Here is a 26,439-nt window from a genome sequence, read left to right as displayed (position 1 = left end):
AAGGAGGGGCACCGGGGAGATGAACCGGCTAGACCTGCGGGCAGTCGCTCGAAGTGTGTGCGATGCACGTCGAGTCATGGGCGCTCTGAGGGCACCGCGAGGGCGCTCTGAGGGCGCTATTACTTCGGTGGCGCTGAGCCTAAGCCAGTTTTAAGGCCAGGTCCTTAGCCTTTGGGTGGTAATACCTGAGCACCAGTCGTGCGCTCTTGTGGCCCGTCACCTTCATCAATTCATGCATCTCCAACTGCGAGGCGAGCATGGTCGTTGCGCAGTGGCGAAGATCATGAAAATGGAGATCAACCAGCGTGTGATCTTCCTTTTCCAGCTTGTCCAGCAACTTACGCGTGATCGGCTGTGGCTGGCGCTTCTTGTAGATCAACGCCCGAACCTCGCGATCCCGGTCGACCTGGTCGAACCCAAGCTCTGCGAGCTGCTCGCACAGCCGTGAGTGAAGGTGCATGCGACGGGCGCGCGCGATCGCTCGGGCCCACGCGAGCTTCAAGGCGTTTGCCGTCATCGGCAAGACCTTCCCCTTGGTGGATCGCGGCAGGCTTTCGAGGAGTCTCACCGCGCGAGAAGTGAGAGGCACGTCGCGGAATGCATCACCATTCTTGGTGATCCCACCATCGACACCCCGAAGACGGGCCACACGGGCCCGTACATCGACGTCAGACCAGCGCAAAGCGAGCAGTTCCGACAAGCGCCCGGCTGTCTCCAGCGCAAGCACGAAGGCTGCCCGCGGCCATGGGTTCTCACGCTCGCCTAAGACGGCAAGAAGGAGATCCTCCTCGCCGTCTCGCAGCGTGCGATCGCGCTCGTTTGACACCGACGGCTTCGTGACCTCAGCGATAGGATTGCCGCGCGGGATCTTGATCTTCCAGTCCTTGATCGCCTTGTTGTAGAGCCTTGAGATCATCCCCAGCTCGTGTAGGCAGGACTGTGCCGAAACTGCCTTAAGGCGCTCGTCGCGATACGCCGATAACATGGCCGGCGTGATGACAGAGAGAGCGTACTTACCGAACTCCTCCTCGATGCGAGAGAGGAGGTATTTGTCTCGTTCACGGGCCCGCAGTTTTGGCAGGACCTCCTCGCGGTATCGCTTCGCCAGTTGCTCGAGTGTCGTACGGGCAGCCTCGTCACTCGGCAAGAAGGACTCCGTGTCCATCTCCCGCTCGATCTTCCGGGCCCATGCAATGGCATCGGTCTTGTTCGGGAACGTCTTCGACTGCGGTGGCCAGCCGTCGCGCCTGATCCTGGCCTGCCAATTTCCGCTCGCTCGTAGGGAAAAAATCGCCATCCGCTGTCTCGGCTCCGCAAAAAGTTAGTGTCCCCATACTGCCCCCAAGAGCACCAAAAAATAGATCCAATTTCCCGGGAAGCCAACGCAGAGTGGGATCAAATGATTCTAGCTTTTGGGCCTTCTAAGCAGGTTGTCGGGGGTTCGATCCCCTCCGGGCAGGCCATTTTGTTGCTCCCCATTCCCCCACGAAGAGCCGCAAGCAGCCATTTCTCCTCTGTAGAAGCAGCTGGTTTTACTCCACGAGCAACCACAAAAAACCGCTGAGGTTCGTCGAATTTAGGGGAACAAACGGGGAAACAGGTACAGTTTCAGGCCCAGTCGCCGAAATTGTTCCCCCGTGCTCACCGACACCGCCTGCAAGAAGACCCTCTGCCCTGCCGACAAGCTACGGCTGCGCCTCGCAGATTCCGGAGGCCTCTATCTGCAGATCGAGCCCAGCGGCTCGAGGCGCTGGTTCTGGAAGTACCGCTTCGACGGCAAGGAAAAGCGCCTGGCATTGGGCAGCTATCCAGAGGTGACGCTCAAGGCGGCGCGCACCGGCCGCGACGACGCCCGCAAGATCCAACAGCAAGGCATCGATCCCGCGCAGCGCCGACAACTTGAGAAGCTCGAGCGCAAGGCCGACACCAACGCCAGCTTCGAGGCCGTGGCGCGCGAGTATCACAAGACCAAGAGTTCGGCGTGGAGCCCGCGGTACGCGGAGCGCTGGATCTCCATCATGGAGAAGGATGCGTTCCCCTGGCTCGGCAGCCTGCCCCTATCCAGCATCACCGCACCGATGCTGTTGCAGGTACTGCGCCGCATCGAGGCCCGCGGCGCGCACGAGACTGCGCACACCTTGCGCCAATGGTCCGGCCAGGTGTTCCGTCACGGCATCGCCACCGGCCGGTGCACCAGCAACCCAGCCCCCGACTTGCAGGGCGCGCTCGTGCCCGTGCAGGTCAAGCACATGGCCGCGGTGCTCGAGCCGGTGAAGGCCGGCGAGCTGATGCGCGCAATCGCTGCATACGCTGGCCAACCTGCAACGCGCGCAGCGTTGCACCTCTCTGCCCTCCTCTTTCAGCGGCCCGGCAACATCCGGCAAATGCGCTGGTCGGACGTCGACCTCGAGAAGGCGCTGTGGACGATCCCGGCGGCGGACATGAAGCGCACGAAGACCGCAAAGATCAACGGGCGCCCGCACCTGGTGCCGCTGCCAAAGCAGGCCGTCGAAGTCCTTGTCGATCTCAAGCCGCTCACTGGCCACGGCCAGTACGTTTTCCCGAGCCTGCTGACCGGCGAGCGGCCGATGAGCGACAACACCGTGAACACAGCGCTGCGCCGCATGGGCTTCGACAACACCGAGATGACGGCCCACGGTTTCCGCGCGATGGCGCGCACGATCATGGTCGAGCAGATGGACGTCGAGCCCGAGGTCATTGAGGCGCAGCTCGCGCACGGAAAGAGCGACCCGCTCGGCGCCGCCTACGATCGCGCGGAGTTCGTGGTCAAGCGCCGCAAGATGATGCAGCTGTGGGCAGACCATCTCGACGAGCTGCGCCAGGGAGCAAAAATCCTGGCTTTCAAGGCTGCGTGAGCATCTAATTGTTCTACCACGGGCCGCCCTTGAGGCGGCTTTTTTATGGGCACTCGTTGATCTGCCGATCCAGCGTCCGAGTCAGATTGGTTTGCTAACGGTTGTTGCCACAGGAGAGAGTGCTTTGAACGATGTCAATGCCTGAACTTGGAGCTCAAGGTTCCTGACCTTCTGCTCCAACTCGTTCCTCTTTGCGTTTCGTGCATCGAGAACGTTGTCCATCGCTGCCATGAACAAAATGAACGGCACTCCAAACAAGTTGAATATGTGCATCAACAGGACCAACACTTCACCGCGCGTAGGTGCGCCGGCGGTATGCCAGAACAGCCAAATGCCGAAGGTGGAGTTGACTAAGAGCACGATCAAAAAAACGATCTTTATCCATCGCCTCCAGAACCGAACTAGGTTGTCGCGTTTGCTCTCCTCAAGGGCGGCAATAGGTATCGAAAGGCCTATGAGCGCGATGATTGTGCCGACGATGAAGCTGAGGAGCGAGAGATCCATGGTGACTTGCTGAGTGCTTGTTCAGCGCGACTATATCCACCGTGGTCTCCCGGGCCGCTACCCGGCCATACAGCTCGCCAAGGCCGAGTCCCAGATCTGCCTCGTGGTCGGCGTCAGCGACGGCGACACGCTAACCGCGCGCTGCGGCACCGAGCGTGCCTACGACCAGATCAAGGCGCGCTTCAACGGCATCGCGCGCCGGAGAAGAAGCAGCCGTTCGGCCAGCGTGTAAAGGAAGCGCTGTCCGACCTGGTCTACATGAAGGACGCGCAGCTCGACTACCCGAAGACAGACCGCTACGGCCGCTGTGTCTGCAAGGTGATGGTGGCTCCGGCATCCGCGCCCAACGGTCCCAAGACGCGCGACGCAGGTCTGGCCATGGTCACGGTGGGGATGGCCTGGTGGTACCGCGCCTACTCGCGCGAGCAAACGCCGCAGGAGCGTGGGCAGTACGAGTTCGCGGAGTCCGAGGCAAAGGCCAAACATGTGGGCCTGTGGCGGGATGATGAACCCATGGCGCCGTGGGACTGGCGCAAGGCAAAACGCGAGGCGAATCTGTAGGTACCAGAAACGGGAAAAGCCCCCCAGCCCGAAGGCTGGGGGGTGTCTTCCTACGCAAGGCCCAAAAATCGACGCAACAGATTCTTAGGCTTGGCGGCCGATCTCCGAACCGCGCCGAGCTCGCTTATGAAACGGTCCTTTGCATAGGAGTAGTCCTGAAGGGTCTGTTCGGTGCCATGCCCGACGCGCAGAAATAGCTCTCCAACAAATGCGGCGTCCAATGTCGCCGTGTGTTTGGCATCGAATGCCGCGAGATAGGGACTTGTCTCTCGAATCATCAGCCAGAAATCTTGACTGCGACGAAGCGCATATCCGTGCCGCTCCCCGAACGCTCTAAGCGCCTGCTCTCGATAGAAGAATATGTGTTGGCCGCAGTAGGGGACGAGGTATTCCCAGTCGGGTCCTTGGCCTTCGTAGAAAACTGTCGAAAACACGATCAGGTCGGGCTTTATCGCAAACAGTTCGCCGATGGATTCTGCCGGCTGTGGAAAGTGTTCAAAAACCTCGAAGGCAGACACCAAGCCCGGAGAGACGTTCTCCAGGCGGCTAACCTTGAAGTAGTTCGCGTATTTCGAATCGTCGTAGGTGTCGTAAGCCAAGTACCTATACCCGCTGTCCCGCATCAAGCGAGTCAGCAGGCCCGCCGATCCACCGTAGTCGATGCATTCGCGTTGCTTGTCGAAACCGATCGTCTCCAGGAGAAAGCAAAGCCGTACCCAGGTTTGCACGACTCGCGCAGCCTGTCCAACATCAACGTGCACACCGGGAATCGCGTATGCCTCGTCAAGCCAATGGGGTTTTTCTGTTTGTAGGCTTGCGCAGCTCTCACATTCAAAATAGTTGACTTGATGGCGACCCAGTACTTCGTGCGTGAACATGAACCGGGACTTCGATCCGCAGAGGCGACAGGTTTCTTGCATCGCCAGATGCTAAACGACGAAAGCCCCCCAAGCGCGAAGGCTGGGGGTGCTTCGATTGCGGGGATGAGCCGACTCTATGGCGGCGCCAGCAGCGCGCGGTCGTTCCTCACGGTGCCGAGCAGAAGCTGCACTTCGTTGTCTCGCCCTTCAACAACGAGTCGACCTCGCTCAAGTAGCTCTCGACCTCGAGCAGCCATGGCCGCGAGGACTGCGGATCGATCCGCGACACGCTCCGGGGGCCATTTTGTGGTCCCACGCTCCCCCCGACGCGAGGCAACGTAGGAAATCCACCGTCAACAAGAGGCGCCAAAACGACATGGCACCGTCGCCTTGCGGGTTCAGGCTCGGTTCCATGGCAACCAAACAAGAGCACCACAAGCAAGGCGACATCGGCCGCCGGCTGATGTGGATCCTGCTGGCCGTGATTGCGGTCATCGTCGTGGCGGTGCTTTTCTTCTACGGCATCACCGATCCATCGAAAGGGCCGGGCAACGTTCCTGCAAGCGGCGCCGTGGCGCCGGCCCAGGAGAACGCCAGCCCACCCAGATCCCGCTAGGAAGAAGGCTGCTTTCGAGGGCCGGCTCCCCGCTACCCGCATGCCCAGGCCTATGCCGAACGTGGAATCGATAGGCAGCGTCGACCGGGGTATCTTCCGGAACCGGACCGGCACGCGGGACGATGCGCGCCCTTGTCACCCCAATCACCCTCAGGTCGGGAGACGTAACGTGGCGCATGCGCTTTTCAAGCAGATCCTCATGACGCGGCTGCCAACGCGGTTCTACAGTCCGTCTGAGATAGACCGGCTCAAGGACCTGCGGGATGCCGGATACATCAAGGTGGCGTTCTCGCCGCAGCAAGGCCAGGTGCCACCCTGCGCAACGGTGCACGAGATCACGAATCTCGGCCGCGCTGCCGCGCGCTACTTCGGATCGACCTACGGGCCGCGTCCCGATCTGCCTTCGGTCGCCTTCGCGCTTCCTTCCCCGCGCAGCCCGGCCAGTTGATCGCCTGGCGATGCGGGCCGCGCTCGCCTAGGCCACAGCCTCCAGGAACTCGAAGCCCATGGTCCGCGCGTGATAGTGCAATCCGCCGTCCTGCACGATCAGGAAGCGCGCGCCCTTCATGCCCGCGTTGTGATGCGAATGCGGCGCGCCCGGTGGCGTGACAAGGGTCGCCCATGGCATCCATGGGCAATGCACTCCGCCGACCATCGAATGGCATGCCTCGCCCCGCACCACCAGCGTGACGGCCGCGGAATTGTGGCGGTGCGATCGCTGGTGCGTATGCGGCTCCAGGGTGTTGAAGCTCAAGGTCAGCGTGGGCGTCAGGTTGCGTGCGGCCTCCTGCCGGTCGGACGAAAAAATCAGCGCACGACCCGAGGTTGCATCGCTCGTGGCCATCGAGAAGATCAGCTCGAACTGCCGTTCGATCTCGTCGGCGGGATAGTGCACTGTATCGATAGGCGCGCTCGAAGTCGCAGGTGGCTGCGACCCGTCGAAGGCCAGCTGCGGCTCGTTGCCCACGGTCCACAGCAATGCGCCTGCAGAACCGGCGCTGAGCCGAGAGCCCAGTGCCGCGGGCAGCAGGAAGACGTCGCCCGCGCCGAATGCAAGATCTTCGGCCATGCCGCCAAGCTCCCCGCTCCCTGAAATCACGTACCAGACCGAGCCGGTGGCGTCCACATCGAGCGGCAGCACCCCGCCGGGCGCAACGCGCATGTAGCGCGCGAGCATGAGCGGCGTGGTGGCCGCAAACCCACAGCCCATCGCTTCGGACTGGTCGCAATCGAAAACGCCGAACGCATCTGCGCGCGGTGGCGCGAAGAGCCGTGCGGGCACTTCGGGCAGCTTCACGTTGAATGCATTGCCGGAGTTGAAGTAGCGTGCCCGGGCCTGCGCAGCGGTCGCGGGCGCCGAGGGCCGCTGCGCCGGCAGGTCTGCCATGTCGGTGATCGGCTCGTTCCTCTTCAAGCGCCCTCCCCGCAACCCGCAAACGGCAGCAGCACGCGCAGCAGCACATCGGCACCGGCCGCCACATGCGCCGGCTCGGCCCACTCGTGCTCCGCATGGCTCACGCCGCCGCGGCAGGGAATGAAGATCATCGCGCTCGGGCACAGCGCCGCCATATGGCGCGCGTCGTGGCCCGCGGCGGAAAGAATGGGCATGTGCGGTTCCCCAAGCTGTTGCGCCGCGGCTGCAATGGCCGCCTGCAGCGCGGGATCGAAGGCATTGGATGGCGCATCGACCAGCCGCGTCGCCGTGGCCGTGCAAGGCGCGGCATGCATGCCGCAGAGCGCGGCCAGCCGCTGGCTCAGCAACTCGAGTACGCCGTTGTCGGGGTGGCGCAGATCGATGCGCAGCGTGACGCGCTCGGGCACCACCGAGGGCGCATTCGGCTCGACCTGGAGCCGTCCGATGGTGAACTTCACCGCATCGTCATGCCCGCCGATCTCGCTGTAGCACGCCGCTGCGATGCGCGCGAAGGCGGCGAGCGCGTCGCGCCGGCCGGCCATGGCGAGCGTGCCCGCATGGCCCCGCTCGCCATCGATCACGACGTCGAATGTCTTCTTGCCCTGGATGCCGGTGACGATGCCGATCACCCGGCCTTCCGCCTCGAGCATGGGGCCCTGCTCGATGTGCGCTTCCAAATAGGCCTTCAACGGAAAGCCGAGCGGCCTGCGTCGCAGCGACGGGAACGCGGCATGCAAGGCATCGAGTGCCTCGGCCACCGGGACGCCGTCGGCATCGCGCGCCGCGCGCACGGCCTCGAGGGTGCGGACGCCAGCGAAAGCTTCGGAGCCCATCATGCCGGGCGCGAAGCGCGAACCCTCTTCGTTCATCCACGCCACGCAGGCGATGTCCACCGGCGGGCGCACGCCCTGCTCCGCGAGCACGGTCAGCACCTCGAGCGCCGCGAGCACGCCGTACACGCCATCGAAACGGCCGCCGCCGGGCTGGCTGTCGAGATGGCTGCCCGCGAGCACCGGCGGCGCCTCTCGATCGAGGCCGGGCAGCGCAATGAAGAGATTGCCCGCCGCATCGGTCGCGGGTTCCAGTCCCGCCGCGCGGGCCCAGCCGATCATCACGTGCCAGGACTCGATCTCTTCCGCGCTGAGCGCCTGCCGATCGACGCCGCCTCCGGCGGTGGCGCCACAGCGCGCGAGCGCCATGAGCCGCTGCCAGAGACGGTCGGCATTGACGCGGCACGCGGCCGGTGCCTGCTGCGACGTTGCCTGCGCCATCAGTCGGTCTTCATGATCTGGCTGGGCAGAGCGCGCGGATCGCGCGGCTTCCACTGGCCGGCCTCGACCTGCGCGAAGAACTCCGCCAGCAAGCCGTTGAACGCGGCCGGCTCCTCGAGGTTGAGCGTGTGGCCGGTCTTCGGCATCACGGCCAGGCCGCAGGCCGGAATGGTCTTCTTGAGGAAGATGCCGGGCTGCAGGCAGTGATCGTCCTCGTCACCGACGACCACCAGCGAAGGCGCGCCCATTGCGCGCAGCTCGGCCTCCAGGTCGTAGATCGACGGACGCCGCGCCTGCACGCCGCGCATGGTGTTGGCCGCACCGACCGCGTCATGCTGGCCGAGCCAGGTCGCAAATTCCTGCCAGCCGCGCGGGTCCTTGTTCTGGAACTGCACGCGGCTCGCGCCGAGCGAATAGGTGCGTGCAAAACGCTCCGCGCCCTGCAGTTCGAACTGCTTCGCCACTTCCAGCGAGACGCCGCGGAAATATTCTTCGTGTTCCTTCTCGGCGCCGTAGCCCGCGCCGGCAATCACCAGCGACGCCGCGCGCCCGCTGTGGCGCAGGCCGAAGTGCAGCGTCGCGAAGCCGCCCATCGAAAGGCCGACGATGTGCGCGCGCGGCAGTTGCAGCGCATCCATGACGGCTGCGATGTCGTCCGCGGCAATGGCCTGCGAGTAGCGTTCCATGTCCTTCGGCACGTCCGAGGGCGGATAGCCGCGCGCGCCGAAGGTCACGCACTGGTGGCGGCGCGAGAAGTAGCGCATCTGCGGCTCCCAGCTGCGATGGTCGCCGCCGAACTCGTGCACGAACACGATGGGTGTGCCGCTGCCGGCGGTTTCGTAGTACAGGCGGAGACCGTCCGCGGTGGTGGCGAAGCTCATGGCGTCCCCTCAGAAAAGCGCCGCGGTGGCGGGCAGGCTGCGCGCACGCTCCACGGCTTGCGGCAGCACGTCGCACAAGGCCTGCGCCCAGGCCTTGGGCACGGTGGTCGAGATCTTCACGAAGCGATGGCCGAAGCGCGGCGTGTGGTACGTGCCTTGGCGCACCATGATGTCGTGCTCGCCCAGCGCGGTGACCAGCGCCTCGGGCGTCACGCCTGCGCCGCTGCACTCGACCACGATGAAGTTGGCCTGCGACGGGAACACCGGCACCTCGAAGCCCGGCAGTCTTGCAAAAGCGTCGACGATCATCCGCTGGTTCTCGCGCTGCTGCGCAATGACATCGGCCATCCACTCATCCTTCACGGCAAGGCCTGCGATGGCCGCGTGCTGCGCGAGCACGCTGGCGCCCAGCGGCGCCTGCGAGTGCGGCAGGATGCGTGCGAGCAATTCGGGCGAGGCGACGAGCGCGCCCAGCCGCAGTCCGGCCAGGCCCAGCCACTTCGAGAAGCTCACGATGGTCACCGTGCCTTCGGGATAGAAGCGCGAAGCCAGCGTGTGGCTGTCGGCAAAGTCGCGGTAGGTGCAGTCGTGGATCAGCACGGCGCCGACTTCTCGCGCACGCATTGCAAACGCACGGATCTCGTCCTCGGTGTAGGTGGTGCCGAGCGGGTTGTTCGGGTCCACCAGGTAGATGACCGCGGTGTTCTCGTCGGTCGATGCGGCGAGCGCGTCGGCCGAGAGCTTGAAGCCGTACTCGGGCCCGTAGATCGGAATCTCGGTCACCACCGAACCGGCCCTGGCCGCAAACTGCAGCGGCCATTTCCAGCCGGGGTCGGTGGTGATAAAGCCCTTGCCTTCCTTGCAAAAGGCACGGCAGGCCAGCGCCAGCGCAGACACCGCACCGTCGGTCACCACCGCCGATTGATCCGGCACGCCCAGGTCGGCCACGATGGCGGCGCGCAGCGCTTCCATGCCCAGCGGCGGCGCATAGGCGTGAAAACTCTCGTCGTCGATGGCGTCGTGCAGCGCCTTGCGCACGGCGGGATGCAGCGGAAAGTGGTTGGTGTTCTGGCCCAGCCACATCAGGTCCGGGTTGGTGAACAGGCGGTCGAAGTACTGGTTGCGGGTTTCCGCATCGCTGGTCACCGAAGGCACGACCGCCACGGGGTTCAGCGCCGCATTCATGCCGCAATCCTCCGGGCCTGCTCGGCCTCGATCACCTTCTTGCTGGTCTTGATGATCGAGCCGCGCGCCGCAATGCCGCCGTCGATGGTCACCACCGTGCCGGTGATGTAACCCGCGCGCGGCGAAGCCAGGAACACCATCAGTTCCGCGACTTCCTCGGGCGTGGCCGGGCGGCCGCCGGGGTAGTTGTCGAACAGCTCTTCCCAGCGGCCTTCGTCGCCATGGGTGTCGAGCGCGCGGCGCTTCATGAGCTTGACCATGCGGTCGGTCGCCACCGGGCCGGGGTTCACGCCCACCACGCGGATGCCGTCGTCCAGGCTCACGCCGCCGAGCGCGCGCGTGAAGGCCATGACCGCGGCATTGCCGGTGGAGCCGGCGATGTAGTTGGCGTCCCAGTTCTCGCCGGAGTTTCCGATGTCGTTGACGATGACGCCGCCGCCCGCGGCCTTCATGCGTGCGTAGTAGATCTGGCTCAATTCCATGTAGCCCAGCACCTTGAGCTGGAAGCCGCGCCGCACGGCCGCGAAGTCGAGCGACTCGATCGGGCCCGAGGGAATGTCGCCCGCATTGTTCACGAGAATGTCAACGTGGCCTGCCGCCTCGGCGAGCTGGTTCATGGCGCCGGCCGCCGCCAGGTCCATGGGATGGACCTTCACGTTGATCGGATAGATCTTCTCGATTTCTTCCTTCGCGGCCGCGAGCGCGACGCCGTCGCGCGCCGCCAGGTGCAGGTGGCAGCCTTCGGCGGCAAATGCGTGCGCGGCTGCAAGGCCAATGCCCTTGGAGGCGCCGGTGATGAGAACGGTCTTGCCTTCGAGTTCGAGTTTCATGGATTCGGGTCCTGGGATGCGATCGGAGAAATAGGTTGGAGAGGTGGGTCAGCTCGCGCCGGCGTCCTGCTCGGACAGCGCCGCGATCAGGTCGACGATGTCGTCCTCGAGCAGGCTCACGTGATCGATGGCGGCGTTGAATGCGGCCTTCGGATCGTTGCGGCGGATCGCGTCGAGGATGGCGCCGTGCTCGCCGATGGTGGCCGTCATGCGGCCGGGCTGGAAGGTCACGTAGCGCCGGTAGACGCGCACGCGCTTTCTCAGTGCGCGCGTCTGCTCGGCCAGGTAGTGGGTGTTGGAAGCCTCGTACAGCGCATCGTGGAAATCCTGGTTCACGTCGTAGAAGCGCGAGTGGTCGCCCGAAGCAAGAATGCTCGTGAGCTCGTCGTGCAGCCCGCCCATGCGCGCCTTCTGCGCCTCGGTGGCGCGGCGCGCCGCGAACTTGGCGCACAGGCCTTCCATCACGGCCATCATCTGGAACATCTCGATCAGCATCGGCAGCGAGATGCGCGCGACGCACACGCCGCCTTGCCGGCTGCGCAGGTCCACCAGGCCGGTGGCGGCCAGCGCCTTGAGCGCCTCGCGCACCGGTGTGCGCGACACCTTGAAGCGCTCCGACAGTTCGGCCTCGTCGAGCCGCGTTCCGGGCTTGAGCACGCCGCTCACGATCAGGTCTTCGAGCGTGTCCTTGAGCTCGTCGGACAGCGTGGCGCCGCCCTTCACGCGCTGCCGGTCGCGGCCGCGCAGCGCCGCGGGCTGGGTGGTATCGGATTCGTCGGGTTCCATGCTGCTCATGTCATCTTTCTTGTGGTTGTCGTCGGGAGATGCCGCCGGACCGCTTGCCATCGCCGGCTTCAGAAGGGACGGTCGCCAGCCACGGTGGTGCGGTGCATCACGCGGCGGTAGGCCGTGTCGTCGTAGGGCGTGGCGCGGTGCATGGTGCAGCGGTTGTCCCAGATCAGCAGGTCGCCGGCGAGCCACTTGTGGCGATAGCTGAACTCGGGCGAGATGGCGTGGGCATTGAGCTCGGCCAGCAGCGCGGCGCTTTCTTCCGGGGGCAAGCCGTCGATCTGCTTGACGACGTCCTCGCCCACGTAGAGCGACAGGCGGCCCGTCTCGGGATGGGTGCGCACCAGCGGATGCACCACGTCGGGCGTGGCGGCGAGCTGCTCGGGCGTGAGCGGGTTGCGGTCTGCAAAGGCCTTGCCGTAGTAGTTGGCGTAGCTGTGCGTGGCCGTGAGGTGGCGGATGCGCGCCTTCATGCCGTCGTCGAGCGCGTCGTAGGCGGCATGCATCGAGGCGAAGAAGGTGTCGCCTTCCACGGGCGGCACTTCGAGCGCGTAGAGCAGCGCACCCATCGAGGGCTCGGCCTTGTACGAGAGGTCGGAATGCCAGTTCCAGCCCTCCTTGTGGTTGCCGATGGGCTTGCCGTTCTCCGACACGTTGGACAGCACGTACACCTCGGGATGCTCCTTCTTCAGGAACTGGGTGAGCACATGGCCCAGCAGCGGACCGAAGCGGCGCGAGAACGCGACGTGCTGCGATTCGTTGATTCGCTGGCCGCGGAACAGCAGCAGCGAGCGCTGGTTGAGCGCATCGCGCAGCACGGCAAAGTCGCTGTCGCCCATCGGCTCGCGCAGGTCGATGCCCTTCACTTCGGTGCCGATGAATGAGGTGAGATTCTCGAGTTGCATGGGAGGAAACGTGTCTGCGGGATTGAAGAAAAAATGAAGCAAGCCTCAGAGCTTGTAGTCCGGCTGGGTGCGCTCCAGCATGCGCAGGAACGCAGGCCATTCGCGCGTGCCGGGCGGCAGGATGTCGCCGGCAAATTCGGTGAACTGGCGCGCGGCCAGCGCGCTCGCCTCGGGCTGCGGAAGCACCAGCGCTTCGCCGGGCGCGAGTCCGCCCTGGGCCAGCAGCTGCACCTTGGCCGCCTTCTCGAAGTAGTACATGAGGATGAAGGCCTCCGGGATCGTGCGGCCCACGGTCAGGATGCCGTGGTTGCGCAGCACCAGCGTGTTGTGCGGGCCCAGGTCGCGTACCAGCCGCTCGCGCTCTCCGGTCTCCAGCGCCACGCCTTCGTAGTCGTGGAAGGCCGTGTGGCCCTGGTAGCGCATCGCGAACTGACTCAGCGGTGCCAGGCCGTTGGGCATCGCCGCGATCGCGGTGCCGGCCTCGGAGTGGGTGTGCAGCACGCACAGCGCGTCGGGCCGTCCCGCGTGGATGGCGCTGTGGATCACGAAGCCGGCCTGGTTGACCTCTGCATCGGTATCGTCCACCTTGTTGCCGTCGAGATCGATCTTCACCAATGACGAAGCGGTCACTTCCGCGAACAGCAGCCCGTAAGGATTGATGAGAAAGTGATGCGCCGGCCCCGGCACGCGCGCCGAGATGTGGTTGTAGATGAGGTCGTCCATGCCGAAGTGCGCCACCAGCCGGTAGCAGGCCGCGAGCTGCACGCGCAGCGCGGCTTCGGTCGCCGGATAGGCCGCGGGATTCGTCTTCGTCATCATCAACGCCACCACACCAGTTTCTGATCGATCCAAACGAGCACGCCGTAGAACACCATGCTCGCCACCGAAGCGACCAGCACCGCCGACCACACGCTCAGCAGGTCGACCTGCTGGGTCGATTCATAGATCATTCGCCCGAGCCCCGCATAGGCGCCGAGCATCTCGCCGACGATGGCCACGATCATGCTGCGCGGCACGCCGATGCGCAGCGCCGTGACCACCGACGGCATCGCCACCGGCAGGCGCAGCCGCCACACGATCTTGAGCGGCCCCGCGCCGAAGCTGCGCATCAGGTTCACGGCGGCCAGGTCGGCCTGCTTGAGTCCATGCAGCGCGTTGACCAGCATCGTGAAGCCGACGGCCAGCGCCACCAGTGCGATCTTCGATGCGGCGCCAAGGCCGAACCAGATCAGGAACAGCGGCGCATAGGCCACCGTCGGCACCGCGTTCACGGCCACGGCCAGCGGCATCACGACGCGCTCGAGCGGCGGCGCGAGCAGCAGCGCCACCGCCACCAGCAGGCCGAGCACGCTGCCCAGCGCATAGCCGCCAAGCGCCTCGCCGAGCGTGGCCAGCAACGCCGCCATGAGACGGCCGGTGTCGGTGAAGGCATGCTGCACGATCGCGCCCAGGCTCGGCAGCACGAAGGGCGGAATCCTGAAGAGCAGGATCGCGCCTTCCCACACCGCGAGCAGCACGATGACGCTCAGCACCACCGGCACCACGGGCGATGCGCTCAGCTTTCGCTGCGCCACCATACGAGCCTCCTTTCCACGAAAGTGAGCGCGCCGTAGAGCAGCGCCCCCATCAGCCCGCAGGCAAACATCACGACCCACAGGCGCAGCACCAGGTCGGCGTTCATCGCCTCCATCAGCATCACGCCCAGGCCCACGGTCTCGCCGAACCATTCGCCCACCACCGAGCCGATCAGGCTCAGGCCGATGGCCACGCGCAGGCCCACCATGATCTTCGGCAGCGCCGAGGGCACGGCCAGCTTGAAGAACATGACGAAGCGACCGGCGCCAAAACTCTTCATCAGCGCAATGCGCTGCGGGTCGCACGACTTGAGGCCGCGCAAGGTGTTCACCGTCACCGGGAAGAAGGTGAGGAAGAACGCGGTCATCACCTTGGCAAGCAGCGAGTTGCCGAACCAGATGACGATCAACGCACCGAAGGCCACCACCGGCACGGTCTGCGACACCACGAACAGCGGAAACACCGAACGCTCCATCCAGCGCGAGTAGGTGAACACGGTGCCGCAGAGGCAGCCGAACACCGCGCCCATCGCGAAGCCCAGCACGGTTTCGAGCAGCGTGCGGCCAAAGCCGCGCAGGAGCTGCGGCCACACCGACCACGCGTCCTGCGCAATCGCGCTCAGCGCCGGCAGGTAGCGAGGCGAAGGCGCGAAGGCATGCACCGCAATCTCCCAGACGACGGCGAGCCCGACGAAGGCCAGCACGGGCGAGCGCAGCATGCGTTGCATCGGCAAGCTCACGAGGCGCGCTCCTCCTGGGCGAAGGTCTTGCGGCTTTCCTCCTCGATCTCCGCGAGCAGGCGCTGCTTGAGGCCGATGAACTCCGGCGACAGCACGATCGACGGATCGCGCGGGCGCGGCAGGTCGACCACCGTCTCGCTCTTGACCGTGCCGGGCCGCGCCGTCATCACCAGCACCCTGTCGCCGAGCACGATGGCTTCGTCGATGTCGTGCGTGATGAAGAGCACCGTGCGGCGATGGCGCGCCCAGATCTCGAGCAGCCAGTGCTGCATGCGGCTGCGCGTGAGCGCGTCGAGCGCACCGAAGGGCTCGTCGAGCAGCAGCAGATCGCGCTCGAACAGGAAGGTGCGCATCAGCGCCACGCGCTGGCGCATGCCGCCCGAGAGCTGGTGCGGGTAGTGGTCGGCAAAACCGGTGAGGCCGAACTCCGGCAGCATGGCGCGCGCACGCTCGCGCGCCTCCTTGCGCGGCACGCCCTCCACTTCGAGCGCGAGGATGGCGTTGTCCAGCACGGTGCGCCACGGAAACAGCAGGTCGCGCTGCGGCATGAACGACACCTTGCCCAGCAACTGGCCGTCGCGCTGCGGCGTGCCGCCGAACAGCAGAGATCCGTCGTCGTCGGGCGGCAGCAGCCCCGCAATCATGTTGAAGAGCGTCGACTTGCCGCAACCTGAAGGGCCCACGAGCGTGACGAACTCGCTCTTCGCGATCCGCAGGTCGACGCCGGACACCGCCACCGTCTGCGCCTGGCCGTCGCCGAAGCGCTTCCACACGTTGACGAGCTCGAGCATCGGCGGTGCGGCCGTGCCTGCGGCGGCGGGCGGCATCACTTCGTGAGGCATGAACTTCATGATCGTGCGGCGGCTCAGAACTTCTTGTCGGTGGCCGGCACCTGCGTCCAGAAGCTCGGGTCGTAGGCCTTCGACAGGTCGGCCGGCGCCTTCAGCGCCTTGTAGCCCACCAACTGGGTCTGCATCTTCTCGACCGTCGGCAGGTCGATGGCGAGGATGCCGTCGGTCGTGCCCTTGCCGGCCTTCACGAGCTTCTCGAACTCGTCGAGCATCGCTTCCTGGTGCGCGCGGTTCAGGCTGGGCGATGCGGCCATGACGATGTCGATGGCTTCCTTCTTGTTCTGCAGCGCGTACTTCCAGCCCTTGATGGTCGCGTTCATGAAGGCCTGCACCTGCTGCGGCTTTTCGTTGCGGTATTTCTCGGACACGAGCACCGTGTCCTGCTGCACGATCACGCCGTAGTCATCGGGCTTGATGAGCGTGAGCTTGTCGCCCAGGCCCTGCGCCTTGAGCACGTTGAGTTCGTTGTAGTAGGTGGCGGCGGCCACGTCGAACTGCTTCTCGACGAAAGGCGCCATCGAGCCCGACTGCGGCACGATGGTCAGGTCGCCCTGCTTCATGCCGGCCGAAGCGAGCATCGAATAGAGCGTGTACTGCGTGCCGGTGAACCACGTGGCCACCTTCTTGCCCGCGAAGTCCTTCACCTGGGTGATGCCCGAATCCTTGTAGGTGACATAGGTGAAGGGCGTGGTCTGCACCGTGACGCCGATGCACACCAGCGGCAGGCCTTTCTCGCGCGCCAGCAGCACCGTCTCCGTGCCGCCGGCGAGGCCGAAGGTGTCGTTGCCCGAGGCGACGAGGGTCTCCACGTTGAGGTTGGGCCCGCCCGGATTGATCGTCAGGTCGAGGCCACCCTGGTCGTAGAAGCCCTTGGCCTTGGCCACGTAGAAGCCGGCGAACTGCGCCTGCGCCAGCCATTTGAGGCGCAGCGACACCTTCTCCGCAGCGGATGCCGGCAGGCTCGCAAGAAGCGCCATCGACGCTGCGGCGAGAGTCAGGAAACGCAAGGACTTGAAAGACATGTGGAAGGCCTCATGGATACAAAAAACTCGTTAAGCAGTATCCATGCCATGTAATTTCAGGCGGTTTTACGGCCTCCGGAGCGGCGAATTGGCCCGGAACATGCACTCCCGCATGGCCTCCGCCCCAATTTGAATCCTCCATGAACCGGATCCATGCGCTCACCGATCTCTCCGCCCGCGAAGCCGCAGAGCAGATGGCGCGAGGCGAGCTCCGCGCCGCAGACTATGTGGATGCGCTGCTGCGACGCGGTGCCGCAGCCGCCTCCCTCGGTGGCCTGCTGCACCAGGACGCGCAGCGCCTTCGCAGTGAGGCCTTGGCGCTCGACGCAGCGCCCCGGCCTGCCGCCGGCGCGCGCCCTCTGCATGGCGTGCCGCTCGCGTTCAAGGACAACATCGACGTGGTCGGCTTTCCCACCACCGCCGGCAGCCCGTGGATGGCGGACCACCGTCCGCGCCGCGCGGCGGGCGTGACGCAGCGCCTGCTGGCTGCGGGTGCGCTGGTGCTTGGCAAGACGAATCTGCACGAGTGGTCGCAAGGCGTCACCGGCCACAACCACGCGTTCGGCCCGTCGCGCAACCCCTTCGATCCCTCGCGCATTTCAGGCGGCTCGAGCGGTGGCAACGCAACGTTGCTCGGCATGCGCGCCGTTCCCGCGGCCATCGGCACGGACACGGGCGGCTCGGTCCGGGTGCCCGCCGCGCTGTGCGGCCTGGTCGGCTTCAGGCCCACCATCGGCCGCTGGCCTGGGGACGGACTTGTGCCGATCTCGCCCACCTTCGACACCGCAGGCGCCATGGCGCGCAACGTGGACGACTGCGTGCTGATCGACCATGCCATCGCCGATGGCCCGCTCCGGCTGGCGCCGGCGCCGCTCGCTGGCGTGCGCCTGGGCGTGCCGCAGCGCTACTTCTGGGACGAGATCGATCCGCCGGTGGCTGCACTGGCGCAGGACGCGCTCGAGCGGCTGCGCAGCGCTGGCGCGGTGCTGGTGCCCTGCGATCTGGGCGAAGCCGGCGCGCTGTTCCAGCAGGGCTCCATGTCGATCTCTCTCTACGAGATCCTGCCTGCGCTGCAGGCCTACTTCGCGCGCCACGAGCGCCCCTTCGATGCCCGCGCACTCGCCGATGCCGTCGTGAGCCCCGACGTCCGGCCGCTGTTCGGGCGCCTGTTCGGACCGGGTGCGATCGGCACGCCGGCCTACCGCCACGCGCTCGGCGTGCTGCGCCCGCGCATGCAGGAGGCGTATCGCCGCTGCTTCGCGCAGAACGCCATCGCCGCGCTGGTGTTCCCGACCAGCCCGCTCTGCGCGGCGCGCATCGGCGAAGACGTGGAGGTCATGCTGTGCGGCCGGCCGGTATCGGCCTTCTCCGCCTACATCCGCAACACGGGTCCGGCCGGCATGGCGGGACTGCCCGCGCTGAGCCTGCCGATGGGCCTCGCGCGCGGCAGCCTGCCCGCGGGAATGGAACTGACAGGCCCGGCCGGATCGGACAGTGCGCTGCTCGCGCTGGCGCTCGCCATCGAAGCCGTTCTTCCACCCGCGCCGGTAGCGCCCGCCATCGCCTGAAGGCTTACATCGCTTCGCGCGGGCGGCTGTCGCGGCATGCCTGCGCCCTCTGCAATCGTTGCACCATGCACACCATGGACACCCGACCGATCTTTCCTTCCTGGTGGCGCGTCGGCGCGCTCGCCTATACGGCCGCGGGCGTGGTGTGCGTTGTTTCGAGCGCGGCCTTTCCGGACAGCGAGATGGCCATGCTGGTGGCGATCGCCGGGGCCCTGCCATGGTCGCTCGCCCTGCTGACGCTCGACCTTGCGCCGGGCGTGGCGCGGACCGCACTGCTCCTGCTGACCGGAGGCTGGGCCGTCAACGCGGGACTCTTCTGGTGGCTGGCGCTGCGGCGCCCGGCGCATCGGCTGCCGGCGCAGGACGACTGACGACGCATCGCCGAAGGCCTTTCGGTGCGATCATTTCGCCATTCGTTCATCGCGCCGACGCGCGCCCCGCAAAGGTTTCCCATGCTTCCTGATTCACAAGTCAACAAACCGCTGATCGGAATTGCCGGCGGTCGGCAGTCGCTCGACACGCCGGCGCTGCTGCTCGATCTTGGCGCGCTGACGCGCAACATCGAGCGCATGGCCGCCTTTGCCAAGGCGCGCGGCGTCGGCCTGCGGCCGCATGTGAAAACGCACAAGTCGGTGGAGATCGCGCGCCGCCAGGTGGCCGCGGGTGCCATCGGCGTGAGCTGCGTCACGCTGGGCGAGGCCGAGGTCATGGTCAAGGCCGGCATTCCGGACGTGCTGATCACCTCGCCGGCCGTCACGCCGAGCAAGATCGCGCGCGTGGTCAGGCTGGCCAGGCTGGCCGGCCCCGGCGGAATGATGGTGGTGGTGGACGACCCGCGCAATGCCGCCGACCTGGCCGCCGCCACGCTCGGCCTGCCGCATCCTCTCGAAGTGCTGGTCGACTACGGCGCCGGCTACAACCGCACGGGCGCGGCCAGCGAGGCGCAGGTGCTCGAGCTCGCGCGCTGCATTGCGGCCGAGCCGCGCCTGAAGCTGCGCGGGCTGCAGGCCTACGCCGGCAACCTGCAGCACATCGTCGACCGGCAGCAGCGCAGCGCCGCCGCGGCCGGCCTGCGCGAAGCCATCGCGCGCATCGTCGCGGACGCCGAGCGCAGCGGCATTCACTTCGAGATCGTCACGGGCGCGGGTACCGGCACGCACGACCTCGACGCGCAGCGGGACGCCTTCACCGAATTGCAGGCCGGCTCCTATGTGTTCATGGACGCGGAATATGCGCAGGTGCTGCAGGGCAGCCCGGGGCAGCCTTCACCGTTCGAGGTGTCGCTGTTCGTGCAGACGGCGGTGGTGAGCACCAATGCGGCGGAATGGGTCACCGTGGACGGCGGCACCAAGTGCTTTGCCACCGACTGCGGCGTGCCGCTGGTGGCACGCGGTGCCGATCCGGCGAGCCGCTACGCCTTCTTCGGCGACGAGCACGGCAAGCTGTTTTGCGCCGGGCAGCGGCCCGCGCTCGGCGACCGGGTGGAGTTCATCACGCCGCATTGCGACCCGACCGTCAACCTGCACGATGCCTACCATGTGGTCGACGGCGACACGCTGGTCGCCATCTGGCCGGTGGATGCGCGCGGCAGGCACTGAAGCCCGCATCCGGGGCGTGCGGCCGGTTTCCCGCGCTCGTCAGGCGCGCGGCAAGGCTGCAAGAAAGGTCGCTACGACGATGGCGGCCGCACGGTCCAACTGGAGGACATCGGCCACCTCCAAGGAGTGCGGCGCATTGCGTACGCTCCCGCCGGCCGGCTCGCGGATTTCCACCAGCACTTCTGCCGCCAATTCGCGATCGCTGCGCGGCTGGCCGTCGGGATGCATCACCCACTCGTCCACCTGGTCGAACGGAATGCTGCGGAACACCGCGACGACGGGCAAGTACCTGTAGCGATCCTCGCCCACCAGCACAGGCAAACTGAGGTTGCAGAAAAAAGTGGTCGACATGCAGAGCGCCGTCGCAATCAAAAGGATTAATTGTTAGGGAATGTGACCAAGACATCCACCTTTCCCGGCCCTTTTTCCTTTGCGAGACGTGACCTTCCTCACACAAAGTGAAGCTTTGTGGTGAAGATCGCACACCTACAAGGATACTTAATTCTTACATATCGCCGGCTGGGTGTGTCGATTTGCTTGTTTTCTGCACCAAAAAGGCAAAAAAAAGACCGGAATCCGGCCTTTGGGGGTCCTCCCTGGGGCGGGGCTCAGGCCGGCGAGCTGAATCGCGGCGGCCGCCGCTCGATGTTGGCCTGCACGGCCTCCTTCTGGTTCGCGCTTCCGATCAAGGCCTGCTGCTCCACCGATTCGGCGATCAGCAGCTCGGCCGCGCTGTGCGACAGCGCCGCATTGAGCAGGCGCTTGCCCGCCCGGATGGCGTCGGGGCTCTTGACCGCGATGCCGTGCGCCATCTGAAGCGCCTCGGCGAGCGGATCGGCCGCCAGCCGCGTGGCAAAGCCGAGCTGCAGGGCTTCCTCGCCCGAGAAGATGCGGCCCGTGAAGGTGAGTTCGCGCACCACGTCGCTGCGCGCGAGTTCGCGCATCAGCACCATGCCGCCCATGTCGGGCACCAGGCCCCACTTGATTTCCATCACCGACAGCTTGGTGTCGGGCGCCACGATGCGGATGTCGGCCCCCAGCGCCACCTGGAGGCCGCCGCCGAAAGCCACGCCGTGCACGGCGGCAATGACGGGCACCGGCACCTCGCGCCAGGCCATGGCCACGTACTGCGCCGCGTTCGAGATGCCGTGCGTGCGCGCGGACAGGTCGGTGCCACCCGCGGCCGCGCCCAGCACCGCGCTGGCGGCCCCCTGCCCCATGCGTTCGAAGGAGGCCATGTCCAGCCCCGCGCAGAACGCCTTGCCCTGGCCCGAGATGACCACCGCGCGCGCCGCGGCGTCGCCGCGCAGGGCCTCGCCCGCTTCGATCAGCGCGTCGAACATCGCGGGATCGAGCGCGTTCATCTTGTCCGCACGTGCAAGCTGCAGTTGCACCACGCCGTCGGGGTGGCGGGTCCATTCGATTCGTTCGGCCATGGCAATGTCTCCTTCGGTCTTCGCGCCAGTATCGCCCGGCACGGGCGCTCGGCGATGATGGCGCCTGTCGCCTACCCAACACCCCTGGACCCATGCCCCTGGACCGCCGGATCTTTCTGCAATCGGGTGCCGCCGCCATGGTGGCGCTGCTTCACTCTCACGGTGCCAGCGCGCCCGCCGGCCCGGCCCGGCCCGTGCTCGGCTTCACCGCGGTGCCGGCGTCGCTGCGCGATGCGGTGGTGGTGCCGCCCGAATACGAATGGCAGCTGCTCTATCCCTGGGGCACGCCCACCGGCATCGCGGGGCATCCCATGCCGGCCTTCGCGCCCGACGGCAGCAACAGCGCCGCCGACCAGGCGCTGCAGGCCGGCATGCATCACGATGGCATGCACTTCTTTCCGCTCGCGTCATCGGACCGCGGCCTGCTCGTGATGAACCACGAGTACACCGACGAGCAACTGCTCCATGCCGACGGCAGCAAGGAGTGGACCGCCGAGAAGGTGCGCAAGTCGCTGCATGCGATGGGCGTCTCGGTCATCGAGATCCGCCGCACGCGCGATGGCTGGCGCCAGGTGCGGCCCTCGCCCTACGCGCGGCGCGTGCACGGGCAGACGCCCATGCGCATCGCCGGCCCCGCCGCGGGCGCGGCGCCGATGCGCACCGCCGCCAATCCGGCCGGCGACGAAGTGCTCGGCACCTTCGCCAACTGCGCGATGGGCGTCACGCCCTGGGGCACCTACCTGAGCTGCGAAGAAAACTTCCACGGCTACTTCGGCGGGCCGAAGGAAGCGGCAAAGGACGCCACGTCCGCGCAGCGCCGCTACGGCACGGTGCCGGGCTCGCAGTGGGTGGAGTACTGGCGCTTCGAGGAACGCTTCGACATGAGCCGGCATCCGAACGAGCCCCACCGCTTCGGCTGGGTGGTGGAAATCGATCCCTTCGACCCCGCGGCCAAACCGGTCAAGCGCACCGCGCTCGGACGCAAGCGCCAGGAAAGCGCGACCTGCACGCTCGCCAGGGACGGACGCGTCGTCGTCTACATGGGCGACGACGCCAGGTTCGAATACATCTACAAGTTCGTGAGCCACGGCAAGGTCTCGATGGCCGGCGACGGCTCCCGGGCTTCCGCCAACAGCCGCCTGCTCGACGAAGGCACGCTCTACGCCGCACGCTTCGATGCCGGCGGCCGCGGCCAGTGGCTCGAACTCGTGCACGGCCGCAACGGCCTCGACGCGGACAGCGGCTTCGCCGGCCAGGCCGAGGTGCTGATCCACACCAGGCTGGCCGCCGACGCAGTGGGCGCCACCAAGATGGACCGCCCCGAATGGATCGCAGTGCATCCGCAGACCGGCGAGGTGTACGTCACGCTCACCAACAACAGCCAGCGCGGCGAGCCGGGCAAGCCCGCGCCCGATGCGGCCAACCCGCGTGCCGGCAACCTCTTCGGTGGCATCCTGCGCTGGCGCGAGGACGGCGGCGATGCCGGCAGCGCGAGCTTCGGCTGGGACCACTTCGCGCTGGCCGGCGATCCCGCGCAGGCGGGCAGCGGCGCGCGCTATCCATCGGACGACGCCGATGTCTTCGGCAGCCCCGACGGCCTGCATTTCGACAGCGGCGGCCTGCTCTGGATCCAGACCGACATGAGCGGCCAGCTCATCGGCAAGCCGCCTTATGCCGCGCTGGGCAACAACCAGATGCTGTGCGCCGATCCGGCCACGGGCCGCATCAAGCGCTTCCTCACGGCGCCGAGTGGCAGCGAGGTCACGGGCTGCGTGGTGACGCCCGACCGGCGCACGCTGTTCGTCAACATCCAGCACCCGGGCGAATCGCGCGACGATGGCAGCGCCGCACCCAACAGCGCCTGGCCCGACGGCACCGTGCCCGGCAGCGCGCGGCCGCGCTCGGCCACGCTTGCGATCCGCCGGCGCGATGGCGCTATCGTCGGCACCTGAAGCCAACTGAGAGAGAGAAAGGAGACCCTGCATGAGCATCCGCATCGTTCGCCTGGGCACGCCGCGCACGGCCGGCGAGGGCCTGCGCATCGGCACCGTGCGCCGCCCGCCGCGCGGCGTTCCGAAGACCGAGTTCGCATCGCAGGACTGGTACGACGTGTGGTACCCGAACCTCGCGCCTTCCGCGGAGACCATGAAGCTGGGCCAGGAAGCGGAAACCCCTGCGCAATGGAACGCCTTCATGCGCAAGTACAAGGCCGAGATGGCCGAGGCCGACGCGAGCCGCAGCATCGACCTGCTGGCCGCCCTGTCGCACACGGCGGCGTTTTCGGTCGGCTGCTACTGCGAGGACGAATCGCGCTGCCACCGCTCGCTGCTGCGCGGCCTGCTGGCCGAGCGCGGGGCGGACATCGCGAACTGATCCGTTCAGACCGGCGGCAGGGCCACGAAGGCCGGCAGTTTTTCCGCAGCGGCTGCAAAGGCTGCGAGCGACGGGCAGTCGGCTGGCGCGACCAGTTCGGGAAGCATCATTTGCGTGAAGCCCCATGCCACGGCGCTGGTCAGCCCGGCCTGGCCAAGGGCGGCTTCATCGGCCACCGCGGGCAGCTTCGCAATCTCGGCCTCGAGCCCCGCATAGGCGGCGGCCAGCTGGCCCCGCACCCTGTCGACCCAGGGCGCATGCTGCTTCTCTGGCGGGCGCAGCTTGCGCTCGTAGACGATCTGCACCGTCTTCTCGCAGGCCGCGAGCGCGAGCCCCAGCACCCGCAGCGCACGCAGCCGCTCGGCGCCGCCCGCGGGCATGAGGCTGCGGCCCGCGATGGTTTCCGCATGGTCGATGATCAGCGTGGAATCCATCAGCAGCGTGCCGTCGTCGCACACCAGCGTCGGCGCCTTGACCACGGGATTGATCGCCCGGAACTGTTCGAAAGTGCTGAAGACCGAGATCGACCGGTGTTCGAACGCAAGCCCCAGCAAACGCAGCGAAATGGCCGCGCGGCGCACGTAGGGGGAATCGAGCATGCCGATGAGTTGCATCTTGTTTTTTCCTGGGAGATGAGGCGCAACGATAACGCCAATCAGCGCTGCGCCTTGTCCTTCTGGTTCTGCGCCTCGATGCGCTCGCGCGCGGCCTGCCAGTCGTCGTCGCTCCATTGCCGCAGCTCGTAGAAGTTGCCGCCCGTGGCCAACGCGTTGCCGCCGTCCATCATGATGCTCTGGCCGGTGAGCCAGTCGCACTGGCCGGGCGCCATGAGGAAGGCCGCGAGGTTCTGCAGCTCGCTCATGCGGCCGGTGCGCGCCATCGGGTTGCTCTTCTTGCTGCGCGCGCCGGGCTCCTCGCCGGGATTGAGGCGCTTGCTCATGCCCTCGGTCGGGATCTCGCCCGGCCCGACGGCGTTCAGGCGAATGCCATGGCGCGCCCACTCCACCGCGAGCGACTTGGTCATGACCTCGATGCCGGCCTTGCTCATGGCCGACGGCACGACGTAGGGGCTGCCGTTGTCGACCCATGTCACGATGATGCTCATGACGCTGCGCATCGCATCGCCCTGCTTCCACTTGCCGGCCTTGGCCTCGGCCACCCAGCGCTTGCCCACGGCCTGCGTGACGTAGAAGCTGCCATGGAAGACGATGTTCGCAATGGCATCGAAGGCGCGCGGCGAAAGGCTCTCGGTCGGCGCGACGAAGTTGCCGGCGGCGTTGTTGACGAGCCCCGTGAGCCCGCCGCTCTGGAACAGGCTCTCGACCATCTCGTCGACGCTCTGGGCCACGCGGATGTCCACGCCGAAGGTGTCGATGCGGCGCCCGGGAAACTGCTGGCGCCACTCGGCCGCGGTTTCCTCGCAGACCGACTGGCGCCGGCCGCAGATGGCCACGTCGGCGCCCAGGCCCAGAAAGCGCTCGGCCATGGCCCGGCCCAGGCCGGTGCCGCCGCCGGTCACGAGAATGCGCTGGCCGCTCATGAGGGAAGGTTCGAACATGGTGGGTCTCCTTGGTCGTTGCGGCAGCGCCAAGGCAGGGAGCGCCGCCATCGCACATGCTACGCGCGCTGCCGTGCTGCGGCTTGCGAAATCCGGCTCCCCGCGCCGAGTCAGAATGGCAGCCGACCTGTTCCCTGGAAATCCGCCCATGCCAACTTCCAAAGCCTCCCCCTTCCAGCCGCTTGCGGGCGTGCGCGTGCTGAGCCTTGCGCTCAACCTTCCTGGACCCGCGGCGCTGCTGCGCTGCCGGGCCATGGGGGCTATCTGCGTGAAGCTCGAGCCGCCTGCCGGCGACCCGATGGCGCACTACAACAAGCTTGCCTATGCCGCGCTGCACGAAGGCATCGCGGTCCGCACCGCCGACCTCAAGACCGAGGCGGGACGGCAGCAGCTGCACGCGGAACTCGCGCAGACGGACGTGCTGCTGACCTCGTTCCGCCCCTCGGCGCTGGCCAAGCTCGGACTCGGCTGGGCCGAGTTGCAGGAGCGGCATTCGCGGCTGTCGCAGGTCGCGATCGTCGGCGCGCCCGGCGCACGCGCCGAGGAACCGGGCCACGACCTGACCTACCTCGCCGAAAGCGGCCTCGTCACCGGCACCGAGCTGCCGCCCACGCTCTTTGCCGACATGGGCGGCGCGCTGCTCGCGAGCGAGGCCGTGCTGCAGGCCACCCTGCACGCGCGAACGGCGCCCGGCGCGAACGGGCTGTACCTCGAAGTGGCGCTCAACGCCTCGGCCGACTGGCTGGCGCTGCCGCGCACCTGGGGCCTCACGCAGCCCACGGGCGCAGTGGGCGGCGCGCACGCGGGCTACCGCGTCTATACCTGCGCCGACGGCCGCGTGGCGGTGGCGGCGCTGGAGCCGCATTTCGCGGCCCGGCTCTGCGAGGCCGCGGGCGTGTCGCCGCCCGACATGATGGCGCCGGCCACGCACACCGCGCTGGCCGCCTGGCTCGCAACGCGCACGCGCGCCGAGCTCGACGCCATGGGCCGCGAGCGCGACGTACCGCTGCTCACGCTGGCCGGCTGA

At 66.8% G+C, this 26,439-nt stretch carries 30 protein-coding genes; 11 read left to right on the top strand and 19 right to left on the bottom strand.

Features of this window, described 5'->3' with window-relative positions:
* Window positions 1-139 precede the first annotated feature (139 nt).
* Window positions 140-1,297: a tyrosine-type recombinase/integrase gene (locus tag ACAM54_RS11445; protein WP_369650754.1), complete on the bottom strand. Its 1,158-nt coding sequence runs from the start codon at window positions 1,295-1,297 to the stop codon at window positions 140-142.
* Between the two features lie 340 nt (window positions 1,298-1,637).
* On the opposite strand from ACAM54_RS11445, the gene ACAM54_RS11440 reads away from it, so the two are divergent.
* Window positions 1,638-2,876: a tyrosine-type recombinase/integrase gene (locus tag ACAM54_RS11440; protein ID WP_369650753.1), complete on the top strand. Its 1,239-nt coding sequence runs from the start codon at window positions 1,638-1,640 to the stop codon at window positions 2,874-2,876.
* Between the two features lie 81 nt (window positions 2,877-2,957).
* On the opposite strand, the gene ACAM54_RS11435 is transcribed toward ACAM54_RS11440, so the two are convergent.
* Entirely contained in the window at window positions 2,958-3,380 is a 423-nt protein-coding gene (locus tag ACAM54_RS11435) for a hypothetical protein (RefSeq protein WP_369650752.1), read from the bottom strand.
* A 13-nt stretch (window positions 3,381-3,393) separates the two neighbouring features.
* Between ACAM54_RS11435 and ACAM54_RS11430 the strand changes: the two genes are divergently transcribed.
* Together ACAM54_RS11430 and ACAM54_RS11425 are read left to right on the top strand one after the other, a co-directional pair.
* A complete protein-coding gene (locus ACAM54_RS11430) occupies window positions 3,394-3,612 on the top strand; it encodes a hypothetical protein (RefSeq protein ID WP_369651021.1) in 219 nt (72 codons plus the stop codon).
* The gene (locus tag ACAM54_RS11425; RefSeq protein WP_369650968.1) at window positions 3,522-3,941 is read left to right on the top strand and encodes a thermonuclease family protein; all 420 of its coding nucleotides are present in this window, start codon (window positions 3,522-3,524) and stop codon (window positions 3,939-3,941) included. The genes ACAM54_RS11430 and ACAM54_RS11425 overlap by 91 nt, the downstream gene beginning before the upstream one ends.
* Before the next feature lie 50 nt (window positions 3,942-3,991).
* On the opposite strand, the gene ACAM54_RS11420 is transcribed toward ACAM54_RS11425, so the two are convergent.
* Window positions 3,992-4,819, bottom strand: coding sequence for a class I SAM-dependent methyltransferase (locus tag ACAM54_RS11420; RefSeq protein WP_369650751.1), 828 nt, complete (start codon window positions 4,817-4,819; stop codon window positions 3,992-3,994).
* Between the two features lie 394 nt (window positions 4,820-5,213).
* On the opposite strand from ACAM54_RS11420, the gene ACAM54_RS11415 reads away from it, so the two are divergent.
* Window positions 5,214-5,417 (top strand): hypothetical protein, encoded by a 204-nt coding sequence (locus tag ACAM54_RS11415; RefSeq protein ID WP_145743522.1) that lies wholly within the window; start codon window positions 5,214-5,216, stop codon window positions 5,415-5,417.
* A gap of 169 nt (window positions 5,418-5,586) precedes the next feature.
* Window positions 5,587-5,865: a hypothetical protein gene (locus ACAM54_RS11410; RefSeq protein WP_369650750.1), complete on the top strand. Its 279-nt coding sequence runs from the start codon at window positions 5,587-5,589 to the stop codon at window positions 5,863-5,865.
* A gap of 27 nt (window positions 5,866-5,892) precedes the next feature.
* Here ACAM54_RS11410 and ACAM54_RS11405 read toward each other — a convergent pair whose 3' ends face one another.
* From ACAM54_RS11405 to ACAM54_RS11350, 12 genes are read right to left on the bottom strand one after another with little or no spacing between them, the layout of a single operon-like run.
* Window positions 5,893-6,804, bottom strand: coding sequence for a cupin domain-containing protein (locus tag ACAM54_RS11405; RefSeq protein WP_369650749.1), 912 nt, complete (start codon window positions 6,802-6,804; stop codon window positions 5,893-5,895).
* Between the two features lie 23 nt (window positions 6,805-6,827).
* The gene (locus tag ACAM54_RS11400) at window positions 6,828-8,102 is read right to left on the bottom strand and encodes a hydantoinase/carbamoylase family amidase (RefSeq protein WP_369650748.1); all 1,275 of its coding nucleotides are present in this window, start codon (window positions 8,100-8,102) and stop codon (window positions 6,828-6,830) included.
* The gene (locus ACAM54_RS11395) at window positions 8,102-8,983 is read right to left on the bottom strand and encodes an alpha/beta fold hydrolase (RefSeq protein ID WP_369650747.1); all 882 of its coding nucleotides are present in this window, start codon (window positions 8,981-8,983) and stop codon (window positions 8,102-8,104) included. Before ACAM54_RS11395 ends, ACAM54_RS11400 begins: the two co-directional genes overlap by 1 nt.
* Before the next feature lie 9 nt (window positions 8,984-8,992).
* A complete protein-coding gene (locus ACAM54_RS11390; RefSeq protein ID WP_369650746.1) occupies window positions 8,993-10,168 on the bottom strand; it encodes a pyridoxal phosphate-dependent aminotransferase in 1,176 nt (391 codons plus the stop codon).
* On the bottom strand, window positions 10,165-10,998 hold the full coding sequence (locus ACAM54_RS11385) for an SDR family oxidoreductase (RefSeq protein WP_192327305.1): 834 nt from the start codon (window positions 10,996-10,998) through the stop codon (window positions 10,165-10,167). The genes ACAM54_RS11390 and ACAM54_RS11385 overlap by 4 nt, the downstream gene beginning before the upstream one ends.
* A 48-nt stretch (window positions 10,999-11,046) precedes the next feature.
* Entirely contained in the window at window positions 11,047-11,793 is a 747-nt protein-coding gene (locus ACAM54_RS11380) for a GntR family transcriptional regulator (RefSeq protein ID WP_369650745.1), read from the bottom strand.
* Window positions 11,794-11,852: 59 nt separating this feature from the next.
* Window positions 11,853-12,692, bottom strand: a complete 840-nt coding sequence (locus ACAM54_RS11375; RefSeq protein ID WP_369650744.1) for a TauD/TfdA dioxygenase family protein — start codon at window positions 12,690-12,692, stop codon at window positions 11,853-11,855.
* Between the two features lie 45 nt (window positions 12,693-12,737).
* Window positions 12,738-13,508, bottom strand: coding sequence for a class II aldolase/adducin family protein (locus ACAM54_RS11370; protein ID WP_369650743.1), 771 nt, complete (start codon window positions 13,506-13,508; stop codon window positions 12,738-12,740).
* Window positions 13,509-13,510: 2 nt separating this feature from the next.
* Window positions 13,511-14,269, bottom strand: coding sequence for an ABC transporter permease (locus ACAM54_RS11365; protein WP_369650742.1), 759 nt, complete (start codon window positions 14,267-14,269; stop codon window positions 13,511-13,513).
* Window positions 14,248-15,006, bottom strand: coding sequence for an ABC transporter permease (locus ACAM54_RS11360; RefSeq protein WP_369650741.1), 759 nt, complete (start codon window positions 15,004-15,006; stop codon window positions 14,248-14,250). The genes ACAM54_RS11365 and ACAM54_RS11360 overlap by 22 nt, the downstream gene beginning before the upstream one ends.
* Window positions 15,003-15,857, bottom strand: coding sequence for an ABC transporter ATP-binding protein (locus tag ACAM54_RS11355; protein ID WP_192327311.1), 855 nt, complete (start codon window positions 15,855-15,857; stop codon window positions 15,003-15,005). The genes ACAM54_RS11360 and ACAM54_RS11355 overlap by 4 nt, the downstream gene beginning before the upstream one ends.
* A gap of 14 nt (window positions 15,858-15,871) precedes the next feature.
* Entirely contained in the window at window positions 15,872-16,879 is a 1,008-nt protein-coding gene (locus tag ACAM54_RS11350; RefSeq protein WP_145743500.1) for an ABC transporter substrate-binding protein, read from the bottom strand.
* 140 nt (window positions 16,880-17,019) lie between these two features.
* Here ACAM54_RS11350 and ACAM54_RS11345 point away from each other — a divergent pair, with 140 nt between their 5' ends.
* From ACAM54_RS11345 to ACAM54_RS11335, 3 genes are all read left to right on the top strand, one after another.
* Window positions 17,020-18,447, top strand: coding sequence for an amidase family protein (locus ACAM54_RS11345; RefSeq protein WP_369650740.1), 1,428 nt, complete (start codon window positions 17,020-17,022; stop codon window positions 18,445-18,447).
* A 74-nt stretch (window positions 18,448-18,521) separates the two neighbouring features.
* On the top strand, window positions 18,522-18,818 hold the full coding sequence (locus ACAM54_RS11340) for a hypothetical protein (RefSeq protein WP_225613244.1): 297 nt from the start codon (window positions 18,522-18,524) through the stop codon (window positions 18,816-18,818).
* A gap of 81 nt (window positions 18,819-18,899) precedes the next feature.
* A complete protein-coding gene (locus tag ACAM54_RS11335) occupies window positions 18,900-20,045 on the top strand; it encodes a DSD1 family PLP-dependent enzyme (RefSeq protein ID WP_145743496.1) in 1,146 nt (381 codons plus the stop codon).
* 39 nt (window positions 20,046-20,084) lie between these two features.
* Here the strand turns inward: ACAM54_RS11335 and ACAM54_RS11330 are convergent, their stop codons facing one another.
* Together ACAM54_RS11330 and ACAM54_RS11325 are read right to left on the bottom strand one after the other, a co-directional pair.
* Window positions 20,085-20,396 carry a hypothetical protein gene (locus ACAM54_RS11330; RefSeq protein WP_145743494.1) on the bottom strand — a complete coding sequence of 104 codons (312 nt, stop codon included), beginning with the start codon at window positions 20,394-20,396 and terminating at the stop codon, window positions 20,085-20,087.
* Window positions 20,397-20,653: 257 nt separating this feature from the next.
* Window positions 20,654-21,481: a crotonase/enoyl-CoA hydratase family protein gene (locus ACAM54_RS11325; protein WP_369650739.1), complete on the bottom strand. Its 828-nt coding sequence runs from the start codon at window positions 21,479-21,481 to the stop codon at window positions 20,654-20,656.
* Between the two features lie 92 nt (window positions 21,482-21,573).
* On the opposite strand from ACAM54_RS11325, the gene ACAM54_RS11320 reads away from it, so the two are divergent.
* Both ACAM54_RS11320 and ACAM54_RS11315 read left to right on the top strand, forming a co-directional pair.
* Entirely contained in the window at window positions 21,574-23,433 is a 1,860-nt protein-coding gene (locus ACAM54_RS11320; RefSeq protein WP_369650738.1) for a PhoX family phosphatase, read from the top strand.
* Window positions 23,434-23,464: 31 nt separating this feature from the next.
* Window positions 23,465-23,854 (top strand): DUF488 domain-containing protein, encoded by a 390-nt coding sequence (locus ACAM54_RS11315; RefSeq protein WP_369650737.1) that lies wholly within the window; start codon window positions 23,465-23,467, stop codon window positions 23,852-23,854.
* A gap of 5 nt (window positions 23,855-23,859) precedes the next feature.
* On the opposite strand, the gene ACAM54_RS11310 is transcribed toward ACAM54_RS11315, so the two are convergent.
* Window positions 23,860-24,468, bottom strand: a complete 609-nt coding sequence (locus ACAM54_RS11310; protein ID WP_145743487.1) for a glutathione S-transferase — start codon at window positions 24,466-24,468, stop codon at window positions 23,860-23,862.
* A 41-nt stretch (window positions 24,469-24,509) separates the two neighbouring features.
* On the bottom strand, window positions 24,510-25,412 hold the full coding sequence (locus tag ACAM54_RS11305; protein ID WP_145743485.1) for an SDR family oxidoreductase: 903 nt from the start codon (window positions 25,410-25,412) through the stop codon (window positions 24,510-24,512).
* Between the two features lie 148 nt (window positions 25,413-25,560).
* On the opposite strand from ACAM54_RS11305, the gene ACAM54_RS11300 reads away from it, so the two are divergent.
* The gene (locus ACAM54_RS11300) at window positions 25,561-26,439 is read left to right on the top strand and encodes a CoA transferase (RefSeq protein WP_369650736.1); all 879 of its coding nucleotides are present in this window, start codon (window positions 25,561-25,563) and stop codon (window positions 26,437-26,439) included.

Origin of the sequence: Variovorax sp. V93 (assembly GCF_041154485.1) — a bacterium.
In the GTDB taxonomy this organism is placed as follows: domain Bacteria; phylum Pseudomonadota; class Gammaproteobacteria; order Burkholderiales; family Burkholderiaceae_C; genus Variovorax; species Variovorax beijingensis_A.
Note: the sequence above shows the minus strand (reverse complement) of the source record. Positions and strands in the feature narration are given on the sequence as shown.